Here is a 10362-nt window from a genome sequence, read left to right as displayed (position 1 = left end):
TCCAGCGTTTCGGCAAAGCGCATCAGCTGGGCGTTGTCGTCCAGCTTGGCGCGGTGCTTCAGGCCGCCGGTCCAGGCGTAGATCGAGGCAATCGAGTTGGTCGAGGTCGCCTTGCCCGCCTGATGCTGGCGGTAATGCCGCGTGACGGTGCCGTGGGCGGCTTCGGCCTCGACGATCATGCCGTCGGGCGTCATCAGCTGCGAGGCCATCAGGCCAAGGCTGCCATAACCCTGCGCCACGGTATCGGATTGCACGTCGCCGTCATAGTTCTTGCAGGCCCAGACATAGCCGCCGTTCCATTTCAGCGCGCAAGCCACCATGTCGTCGATCAGCCGGTGTTCATACCAGATGCCGGCGTCTTTGAACTTTTCGGCGAATTCTTCCTCATAGACCTGCTGGAACAGGTCTTTGAAGCGGCCGTCATAAGCCTTCAGAATGGTGTTCTTGGTCGACAGGTAGACCGGCCAGCCAAGGTTCAGGCCATAGTTCAGCGAGGCGCGGGCAAAGTCGATGATCGAGGCGTCAAGGTTATACATCGCCATCGTGACACCGGCGGACGGGGCGTCAAAGACTTCGCGCTCGATCTCGGTGCCGTCGTCGCCGACGAATTTCAGCGTGATCTTGCCCTTGCCGGGAAAGTGGAAATCGGTGGCGCGGTATTGGTCGCCATAGGCGTGACGGCCGACCACGATCGGGCGGGTCCAGCCGGGAACAAGGCGCGGCACGTTCTTGCAGATGATCGGCTGGCGGAACACCACGCCGCCCAGAATGTTGCGGATCGTGCCGTTCGGCGATTTCCACATCTTCTTCAGGCCGAATTCCTCGACCCGGGCTTCATCCGGGGTGATGGTCGCGCATTTGACGCCGACGCCGACCTCTTTGATCTTGTTGGCGGCGTCGATGGTGATCTGGTCTTCGGTGCGGTCGCGCTCCTGAATGCTCAGGTCGTAATACAGAAGGTCGATGTCCAGATAGGGCAGGATCAGCTTTTGCTTGATAAAGTCCCAGATGATCCGGGTCATTTCATCGCCGTCCATATCGACGACGGGATTGTCTACTTTGATTTTGGTCATGCGCTGGCCTTTCGCAATCTGTGAGTCGCTGGGGGGCTTATAGCAGGATGCGGCGTTGCAGCAAAGTATTGTATGCTATTGTATACAGGAATTTCACCCAACGTCATCAGTCCCGATCGTCGGGGTTGAAATGGCGTTGGATATGGCCCTGTAAATGCGCCCAGACCGCCGGGGCGCCGCGCGCGACTTTCTGGCCGACGCGGGTTTCCAATTGCTGTTCGGTGACGTTGAACTGGCGCCAACTGCCGCCACCATTGGCAAGGTTCAGCAGCACCGGTTGCACCCGGTCGATGGATTTGGCGAAGATGGCATCGGGGCTTTGCGCGGCTTCGAATTCATCCCACAGCGCCCGCAGATCAGCGGCCATGTCATCCGGCAGCAACCCGAACAGCCGGTCGGCAGCCTCGGCCTCGGCAGCGTCCTGAGCGGCGGTGTCATGGGTGTCATGGATCGGGGTGTCGCCAGCGTCGATTTCAACCAGATCATGGATCAGCAACATGCGGATCACCCGGTCGATGCGCACCTCAGGGCCAGCCTGATCAGCCAGAACCAGTGCCGACAGGGCAACGTGCCAGCTGTGTTCGCCAGAATTTTCGCGGCGGCTGTCATCGGCAAGGGTCGAGGCGCGCAGGATGGATTTCAGCTTGTCCGCCTCGACCAGAAAGTCGAGTTGGCGGTCAAGCCGCGGGCTCACGCTTTGGGCGCCGCCCGTTCGGCAGCTTTTTGGGCCTTGGCCACGCGGTCATCCAGAAACTTGCGCCCGCGTTTGACCGCCAGGCGAATACGCACGGCGGTCATGAAGGCTTCTTGTGCGGTCGTCGAGGCCGCTTCCAGCACGTCGGACAAGTCGCGGATCAGCATGTCGTCGCCCAGACGCTCGGCCGCTTCGATGGCGTCCTGAGCAAGCTGGTCAGCCATTTCCTCGACGATCGCGCTCATGCTGCTTACCGGGTGTTTTCGGTCAGGCGGCGGCGGACATATTCATCGACATTGCCGATCAGCGTGTCCATGTGCGGCTCTTCGAAAAAGTGGCCAGCGCCTTCGATTTCCTGATGGGTGACGGTGATGCCTTTTTGCTCGTGCAGTTTGCCGACCAGCGTGCGGGTATCCGCAGGCGGGGCAACACGGTCGGCAGCGCCATTGATGATCAGGCCCGAACTGGGGCAGGGCGCGAGGAAGCTGAAGTCATACATGTTCGCCGGCGGCGAGACGCTGACAAAGCCGGTGATTTCGGGGCGGCGCATCAGCAGCTGCATCCCGATCCACGCGCCAAAGCTGAACCCGGCGACCCAGCAATGCTTGGCGTTCTGGTTCATCGATTGCAGGTAATCCAGCGCCGAGGCCGCATCCGACAGCTCGCCAATGCCCTGATCGTATTCGCCCTGGCTGCGACCGACGCCACGAAAGTTAAACCGCAGCACCGTAAAGCCCATATTATAAAAGGCATAATGCAGGTTATAGACGACCTTGTTGTTCATCGTGCCCCCGAATTGCGGATGCGGGTGCAGGACGATGGCGATCGGTGCGTCTTTGGCCTTTTGCGGGTGATAGCGGCCCTCAAGCCGTCCTTCGGGGCCGGGGAAGATGACCTCGGGCATATATTTCTCTTTGACTGCGGAGGTCCGAATGGAATTCTTGACGAAATCTATCGGACAACCTAGAACAAGTCTAAATCGGGCGTATGTCCGCCCACTGGCTGGTTAGGGAGGTAATGACCCAACCGCCTTCCGTCAACCGTTTGCAGGGGTCTGTCCTATGAAACTCAGCACCAAAGGGCGCTACGCGATGGTTGCGCTGGCCGATCTGGCGCTTCAGCCCGAAGGCGGGCTGACCTCGCTGGCGGAAATCTCGCGGCGTCAGGACGTTTCGCTGCCCTATCTTGAGCAGCTTTTCGTCAAGCTGCGCCGGGCCGGACTGGTGGACTCGGTGCGGGGGCCGGGGGGCGGGTATCGTCTGGCCCGGTCGCCGTCGGATATCCGGGTGTCGGATATTCTGGGCGCGGTCGAGGAAACCGTCAGCGCCATGCATACCGGGGCCGGGGCCTCGGGCGGGGTGTCGGGCAGCCGGGCGCAATCGCTGACCAACCGTCTGTGGGAGGGGCTGAGCGCCCATGTCTATGTGTTCCTGCATCAAACCCGGCTGTCGGACGTGGTGCATAACGAACTGGCGCCCTGTCCGGCGGTGCCGCATCTGTTCGAAGTGGTGGACGAGCCGTGAACCGGGTCTATCTGGATCATAACGCCACCGCGCCCCTGCGCGCCGAGGCCCGCGCGGCGATGATCGCGGCGATGGATGTGGCGGGCAACCCGTCCAGCGTCCATGCCGAAGGCCGCGCGGCCAAGGCCTTGGTGGAAAATGCACGGGCGCAAGTGGCCGCGGCCTTTGGCGCCGATGGGGCGGATGTGGTGTTCACCTCGTCCGCGACCGAGGCGGCGGCGCTGGCGCTGGCCGGGCGCGGGCTGCATGGCGCAGCGGTCGAACATGACGCTGTGGGCGCGTGGATCACCGATGACCTGCTGGTCGATGCGGCCGGGATGGTCAGCGTCACGGATCCGGCGCAAAGCACGCTGCAATTGGCGAACAGCGAAACCGGAATTCTGCAAACCCTGCCCGAGGGGCTGGCGGTCAGCGACATGACCCAAGCCTTCGGCAAACTGCCCGTGGCGTTTAACTGGGCGGGCTGCACGATGGCGCTGATCTCGGCGCACAAGCTGGGCGGGCCCAAGGGCATCGGCGCGCTGGTGCTGAAACGCGGCACCGACATCGAGGCGCGGATCAAGGGTGGCGGTCAGGAAATGGGCCGCCGGTCGGGCACCGAGAACGTGATCGGCATTGCCGGTTTTGGCGCCGCTGCTGATGCCGCAGCCCGCGATTTGGCCAATGGCGTCTGGGATCGGGTTGCAAATCTGCGCGATATACTGGAAGAGGCCATTGCGGCTGGAGCAAATGAGACTATTTTTGTCGGGAAAGGCGGACCACGCTTGCCCAACACGTCCTGTTTCATCGCGCCGGGCTGGAAGGGCGAAACGCAGGTCATGCAGATGGATCTGGCCGGGTTCGCGGTTTCGGCCGGGTCGGCCTGTTCCAGCGGCAAAGTGCGTGCCAGCCGGGTGCTGCGCGCGATGGGATTTGACGACAGCGCGGCCTCGTCGGCGCTGAGGGTCTCACTGGGGCCCGAGACGACCGAGGACGACATTCTTCGCTTTGCCGACACATGGCTGGCGAAACACAGGAAATTCCGCGCCCGCGCGGCGTGAGACGCGAACAGGATGCAGGGGGCCGACCCCGGCGAAAGGAAACGACATGGCGCAGGTTGAAGATACCAAGGTCAAGGACGGCGTGGATCAGGACACCGTCGATGCCGTTCAGCTGATGGCTGGCAAATACAAATACGGCTGGGAAACCGAGATCGAGATGGATTATGCCCCCAAGGGCGTGAATCCGGACATCGTGCGCCTGATCTCGGGCAAGAATGAAGAACCCGAATGGATGACCGAGTGGCGCCTGCAGGCGTTCACCCGCTGGGAAAAGATGACCGAACCGAAATGGGCGATGGTGCATTATCCCGAGATCGACTTTCAGGATCAGTATTACTATGCCCGCCCGAAAAGCATGAGCACCAAGCCCAAGTCGCTGGATGACGTCGATCCCAAGCTGCTGGCGACCTATGAAAAGCTGGGCATCCCTTTGAAAGAACAGTTGATTCTGGCTGGCGTCGAGGGCGCCGAGGATGCGCCTGCCGAGGGCCGCAAGGTCGCGGTGGACGCAGTGTTCGACAGCGTCAGCGTCGGCACCACCTTTCAGGCTGAACTGAAAAAGGCCGGGGTGATCTTTTGCTCGATCTCGGAAGCAATCCGCGAGCATCCCGAGCTGGTGAAGAAATACCTTGGCTCGGTCGTGCCGCAATCGGACAATTTCTATGCGACGCTGAACAGCGCCGTGTTCTCGGATGGCTCGTTCGTCTATGTGCCGCCGGGCGTGCGCTGCCCGATGGAGCTGTCGACCTATTTCCGCATCAACGCCGAAAACACCGGCCAGTTCGAGCGCACCCTGATCATCGCCGACAAGGGTAGTTATGTCAGCTATCTGGAAGGCTGCACCGCGCCCAAGCGTGACACCGCCCAACTGCATGCGGCGGTGGTCGAGATCGTGATCGAAGAAGACGCCGAGGTGAAATACTCGACCGTTCAGAACTGGTATCCGGGCGATGAGAACGGCAAGGGCGGCATCTATAACTTTGTCACCAAACGCGCCGATTGCCGTGGCGACCGTGCCAAGGTGATGTGGACCCAGGTCGAAACCGGTAGCGCCGTGACGTGGAAATACCCATCCTGCATCCTGCGCGGCGAGGGCAGTCAGGGCGAATTCTATTCGATCGCCATCACCAACAACATGCAGCAGGCCGATACCGGCACCAAGATGATCCATCTGGGCAAGAACAGCCGCTCGCGCATCGTGTCCAAAGGCATCTCGGCCGGCAAGGCCCAGAACACCTATCGCGGGCTGGTGTCGATGCATCCCAAGGCCAAGAACAGCCGCAACTATACCCAATGCGACAGCCTGTTGATCGGTGATAAATGCGGCGCGCATACCGTGCCCTATATCGAGGTCAAGAATAACAGCAGCCGGGTCGAACACGAGGCCACGACATCCAAGGTGGACGACGATCAGCTGTTCTATTGCCGCTCGCGCGGGATGGACGAGGAAGAGGCCGTGGCGCTGGTCGTGAACGGCTTTTGCAAAGAGGTGCTGCAAGCGCTGCCGATGGAATTCGCCATGGAGGCGCAGCAATTGGTGGCGATCAGTCTTGAAGGCTCGGTTGGCTGATGTTCGCCGGATTGTTCAAGCCCGCCGGTGTTAAGCGCCAGCAACAGGAATTGGCCGCCTATGCCGACAGTCTGAAAGGGCTGACGCCGAAAGAGGTGGCTTTGACCCTGCTTTTGGCAACGCAGATCCGCTGGCAATTGAACGAGGTCGGCGTCGATGTGATGCGCCCGGCGGCGGCGTTGCAGGCCGATCGTGCGCTGGTGAAAAAGTCCGAGGCCGAAGTGCGGCGGTTTCAGAAGGACAAGAAAATGCACGACGCGGCGGGCATGGCGGTGTGGATGCACACGCTGCGCGCCGCGCAACACCCGGCGCTGCGCGACGACGCCCGGCGCATGTGGGCCGAACTGGCACGCGGCATGCCAAAGGTATCCGACTGGGCGCAGGAACTGTTTCTGGAAACCGGCGAGGCGCTGGAATGGCGGGGGCATGACATGTTCCCGCAGGGCATGGCGCCGGATCATCCGCATCACAATATCAACACAGGGGCGATGGTGTCGGCACATGACACCGATGTCACCATCGACTGAGGGCTGAAAATATGTTGGAAATCAAAAACCTGCACGTCAAACTTGAAGAAGAGGACAAGCAAATCCTCAAAGGCGTGAACCTGACGATCGAACCGGGCTCGGTGCATGCGATCATGGGGCCGAACGGCTCGGGCAAGTCGACCCTGTCTTATGTCCTGTCCGGCAAGGGCGGCTATGAGGTGACCGAAGGCTCGGCGACGCTGGACGGAGTGGATATTCTGGCGATGGAACCGGAAGAGCGCGCCGCGGCGGGCCTGTTTCTGGCCTTTCAATACCCGGTCGAAATTCCTGGCGTCGGCAACATGACCTTCCTGCGCACCGCTGTGAATGCACAGCGCAAGGCGCGGGGCGAAGAAGAAATGAGCGCCGCCGAATTCCTGAAAGTCGTGCGCGAAAAGGCCAAGACCCTGAAAATCGACGCTGAAATGCTGAAACGCCCGGTCAACACCGGCTTTTCCGGCGGCGAGAAAAAGCGCAACGAGATCCTGCAAATGGCGATGCTGGAACCCAAGATGTGCATCTTGGATGAGACGGATTCGGGTCTGGACGTTGATGCGATGAAACTGGTGTCCGAAGGCGTGAACGCGCTGCGCAGCGCAGGTCGCGGTTTCGTGGTCATCACGCATTATCAACGGCTTCTGGATCATATCAAACCCGATGTCGTGCACATCATGGCCAATGGCCGCATCGTCAAGACCGGTGGTCCCGAACTGGCGCTTGAGGTCGAGAACAACGGCTATGCCGACATTCTGGCGGAGGTGGCGTAATGGCGCTGCCGCAGGCGAAACTGGACGAGACCGAGACGCGGATCGCCGCGCTGACGCCTTTGGCGGGCGGCGCGTGGCTAAGTGCGGCGCAGGCCGATGCGCTGGCGCGGCTGCGGGTGATGGGCCTGCCGGGCCGCCGTGACGAATACTGGCGCTACACCCGGCCTGACCGGCTGAACGCGGTTTCGCCGGAACCGGCGGTGGTGTTCGTGGCCACGGATGAAACCCCGATCTTCGGCACGATTGACGCGCTGAAACTGGTGTTCGTGGATGGCGTGTTCAGCCCCGATCTGTCTGATGACGCAGTGCTGGACGGGCTGGAGATCGAGCGGCTGGCCGAGGCTGGTCAAAAGGACATCCACTGGGCAAAAGACCTGTATGGCGCGCTGGAAACCGCGGGTCAGACGCCAGTCGAGCGGCCCTTGGCGACGCTGAATTCAGCCTTTGCGCAAGACGGGATTTTGATCCGGGTGACCGGGCAGGTGGCGAAACCCGTGCGTCTGATTTATCTTCATAAATCAGAGTGTTCCGATGCGATCCTGCACCACGTTGTCCGGGTGGAACCGGGCGCCGCGCTGACCATTCTTGAGAACGGCCCGGCCGCCGCACGCTTTAACAAGGTAATGGAGGTGCAGGTCGCGGACGGGGCCTCGTTCCACCATATCCGCGCGCAGGGCCGCGATCACGAGCGTCAGGCCGCCACCCATATTTTCGCCCGTCTTGGTGCTGAAAGCCTGTTCAAATCCTTCACCATGACCGCCAACGGGGTGCTGACCCGCAACGAGGTGGTGATCGAATTGACCGGCGACGATGCCAGCGCCCATGTCGCGGGCGTGGCCTTGGGCGATGGCGATTTCCACCATGACGACACCGTATTCATCACCCATGACGCGGTGAATTGCGAAAGCCGTCAGGTGTTCAAAAAGGTGCTGCGCAGCGGTGCCACCGGGGTGTTTCAGGGCAAGATCCTTGTGAAACCCGGCGCGCAAAAGACCGATGGCTACCAGATTTCGCAATCGCTGCTGCTGGATGACGACGCCCAGTTTCTGGCCAAGCCCGAGCTTGAGATCTATGCCGATGACGTCGCCTGCTCGCATGGTTCGACCAGCGGCGCAATCGACGAGACCGCGCTGTTCTATCTGCGCTCGCGCGGGGTGCCGGTGAAAGAGGCGACTGATATGCTGACGCTGGCGTTTCTGGCCGAGGCCATCGGCGAGATCGACGATCAGGGCATCGCGGATGAAATCCATACCCGGCTTGCGGCATGGCTGGAACGGCGGCGCGGCTAAGCATGTCAGTCACTCAGGACATTCTGCGCACCTATCGCGCCCCGCGCGCGGTGCTGCGGCGTCAACTTGCGGGCGGCGTGCGCGAGGATCGGGCGCTGGTCTATCTGCTGGCCGGCTGTTTGCTGATCTTTGTCTCGACCCTGCCGGGCCTGTCGCGCGACGCCTTTATCGATCCCGAAGTGCCGCTTGAGGCGCGGATCGGCGCGTCGTTGTTGGCGTGGATGATCCTGATGCCGCTGGTGTTCTATACGCTGGCCGGGATCAGCCATCTGATCGCACGGGTGCTGGGCGGGCAAGGCATCGGCTTTGGTGCCCGGCTGGCGCTGTTCTGGGCGCTGCTGGCGGCCTCGCCGCTGTGGTTGCTGTATGGGCTGGTCAACGGATTTGTCGGGGCGGGCGCCGGGCGCACGCTTGTTGGCGTCCTGTGTCTGGCCGCCTTTGGAATTTTCTGGCTGTCCGGACTGGTCGAAGCCGAAAGCGCGCATAAGGACTGACTTGAAACACATGGGCGATTTCACATTCTGGAAAGATCTGGTCGTTGAGACCGTCAAATCGCCCCGCACGGCGGCCGAGCGCATTCTGGCGCTGGACCTGCCGCGCACGGCGCTGTGGCAGATGCTGGCGCTTGAGATCATCCTCAGCCTGATGCTGACGCAACTGGCGGGGGCGATCACCCCCGGCGGGACCGAGGCCTTTATGCCGATCGATATGAGCAACCCGATCATCGCCGTGGTGTTCATCGGCGCGATGACGGTGTTTCTGGTGCTTCTGGTCCACCGCATCGGCCTGCTGTTCGGCGGGCAAGGCACGTTCGAGGGCGCGCTGCGGCTGGTGGTCTGGCAGCAATGGGTGGTGCTGCTGTTGCAGGCGGCGCAACTGCTGTCGCTGGTGCTGGTGCCGCCGCTGGCCTGGCTGATCGGGCTGGGGTCTTATGGTCTGACGCTGTGGCTGCTGACCAATTTCATCGCGGCGCTGCACGGGTTTCGCTCGCGGTTGGCGGTGTTTGCCGGCGTGCTGTTTACCGGGATGCTGTTCGCCTTCTTCCTGCTTTTCGTCCTGCAACTCTTTGGACTGCTGCCGCCGATGGAGATGACCCATGTATGATGTCGCCGACATTCGCCGCGATTTCCCCATTCTGTCCCGTCAGGTGAACGGCAAGCCGCTGGTCTATCTCGACAATGGCGCCTCGGCGCAAAAGCCCCAGGTGGTGATCGACGCGATCACGCAAGCCTATTCGATGGAATATGCCAACGTGCATCGCGGCCTGCATTACCTGTCCAATCTGGCCACCGACAAATATGAATCCGTGCGCAGCACCATCGCCCGCTTTCTGGGCGCCCCGGACGAGGACGAGATCGTCTTTACCAGCGGCACCACCGAAGGCATCAATCTGGTCTCATACGGCTGGGCGGCGCCGCGGCTTCAGGCCGGGGATGAGATCGTGCTCAGCGTCATGGAGCACCACGCCAATATCGTGCCGTGGCATTTCCTGCGCGAACGCCAAGGCGTGGTCCTGAAATGGGTCGATGTCGATGCCGTGGGCGATCTGGACCCGCAAGCGGTGATCGACGCCATCGGCCCGCGCACCAAACTGGTGGCGATCACCCAGATGTCGAACGTGCTGGGCACTGTCGTCGATGTGAAACCGATCATTCAGGCCGCCCATGCGCGCGGTGTGCCGGTTCTGGTCGATGGCAGTCAGGCCGCCGTGCATATGCCGGTCAACGTTGCCGATCTGGACGCGGATTTCTACGCGATCACCGGGCACAAGCTGTATGGGCCGTCGGGCTCGGGCGCGATCTATATAAAACGCGACCGCATGGCCGAGATGCGACCGTTTCTGGGCGGCGGCGACATGATCCGCGAGGTCCACAAGGAC

Annotated in this window: 13 protein-coding genes; 9 read left to right on the top strand and 4 right to left on the bottom strand. The window is 61.7% G+C overall.

The window, feature by feature from the left end:
- From ABYW26_RS05180 to ABYW26_RS05165, 4 genes are all read right to left on the bottom strand, one after another.
- Positions 1 to 1073: NADP-dependent isocitrate dehydrogenase (locus ABYW26_RS05180; RefSeq protein ID WP_372603724.1), on the bottom strand; the 1073-nt coding region annotated here is incomplete at its 3' end.
- 106 nt (positions 1074 to 1179) lie between these two features.
- Positions 1180 to 1767 (bottom strand): HD family hydrolase, encoded by a 588-nt coding sequence (locus ABYW26_RS05175; protein ID WP_372603723.1) that lies wholly within the window; start codon positions 1765 to 1767, stop codon positions 1180 to 1182.
- The gene (locus tag ABYW26_RS05170; protein WP_372603722.1) at positions 1764 to 2012 is read right to left on the bottom strand and encodes a hypothetical protein; all 249 of its coding nucleotides are present in this window, start codon (positions 2010 to 2012) and stop codon (positions 1764 to 1766) included. Before ABYW26_RS05170 ends, ABYW26_RS05175 begins: the two co-directional genes overlap by 4 nt.
- Before the next feature lie 5 nt (positions 2013 to 2017).
- Positions 2018 to 2671, bottom strand: a complete 654-nt coding sequence (locus tag ABYW26_RS05165; RefSeq protein ID WP_372603721.1) for an alpha/beta hydrolase — start codon at positions 2669 to 2671, stop codon at positions 2018 to 2020.
- A 157-nt stretch (positions 2672 to 2828) separates the two neighbouring features.
- On the opposite strand from ABYW26_RS05165, the gene ABYW26_RS05160 reads away from it, so the two are divergent.
- The 9 genes from ABYW26_RS05160 to ABYW26_RS05120 form a co-directional block, all read left to right on the top strand.
- Positions 2829 to 3290 carry an Rrf2 family transcriptional regulator gene (locus ABYW26_RS05160; RefSeq protein ID WP_372603720.1) on the top strand — a complete coding sequence of 154 codons (462 nt, stop codon included), beginning with the start codon at positions 2829 to 2831 and terminating at the stop codon, positions 3288 to 3290.
- Positions 3287 to 4330, top strand: a complete 1044-nt coding sequence (locus ABYW26_RS05155) for a cysteine desulfurase family protein (RefSeq protein WP_372603719.1) — start codon at positions 3287 to 3289, stop codon at positions 4328 to 4330. The genes ABYW26_RS05160 and ABYW26_RS05155 overlap by 4 nt, the downstream gene beginning before the upstream one ends.
- A 46-nt stretch (positions 4331 to 4376) precedes the next feature.
- Entirely contained in the window at positions 4377 to 5900 is a 1524-nt protein-coding gene (gene sufB, locus ABYW26_RS05150; RefSeq protein ID WP_372603718.1) for a Fe-S cluster assembly protein SufB, read from the top strand.
- Positions 5900 to 6427 (top strand): hypothetical protein, encoded by a 528-nt coding sequence (locus ABYW26_RS05145; protein WP_372603717.1) that lies wholly within the window; start codon positions 5900 to 5902, stop codon positions 6425 to 6427. The genes sufB and ABYW26_RS05145 overlap by 1 nt, the downstream gene beginning before the upstream one ends.
- Positions 6428 to 6438: 11 nt before the next feature.
- On the top strand, positions 6439 to 7194 hold the full coding sequence (gene sufC / locus ABYW26_RS05140) for a Fe-S cluster assembly ATPase SufC (RefSeq protein WP_372603716.1): 756 nt from the start codon (positions 6439 to 6441) through the stop codon (positions 7192 to 7194).
- On the top strand, positions 7194 to 8483 hold the full coding sequence (gene sufD / locus ABYW26_RS05135; RefSeq protein ID WP_372603715.1) for a Fe-S cluster assembly protein SufD: 1290 nt from the start codon (positions 7194 to 7196) through the stop codon (positions 8481 to 8483). The genes sufC and sufD overlap by 1 nt, the downstream gene beginning before the upstream one ends.
- Before the next feature lie 2 nt (positions 8484 to 8485).
- The gene (locus tag ABYW26_RS05130; protein WP_372603725.1) at positions 8486 to 8977 is read left to right on the top strand and encodes a YIP1 family protein; all 492 of its coding nucleotides are present in this window, start codon (positions 8486 to 8488) and stop codon (positions 8975 to 8977) included.
- Between the two features lie 10 nt (positions 8978 to 8987).
- Positions 8988 to 9587, top strand: coding sequence for a Yip1 family protein (locus ABYW26_RS05125; RefSeq protein ID WP_372603714.1), 600 nt, complete (start codon positions 8988 to 8990; stop codon positions 9585 to 9587).
- The coding region (locus ABYW26_RS05120) for an aminotransferase class V-fold PLP-dependent enzyme (protein WP_372603713.1) at positions 9580 to 10362 on the top strand (783 nt) is incomplete at its 3' end. The genes ABYW26_RS05125 and ABYW26_RS05120, both read left to right, overlap by 8 nt.

It is taken from the genome of Actibacterium sp. (assembly GCF_041584535.1).
In the GTDB taxonomy this organism is placed as follows: Bacteria; Pseudomonadota; Alphaproteobacteria; order Rhodobacterales; family Rhodobacteraceae; genus Actibacterium_D.
The sequence above is the reverse complement of the archived record's forward strand: the minus strand, read 5'-3'. Positions and strand labels throughout refer to the sequence as shown.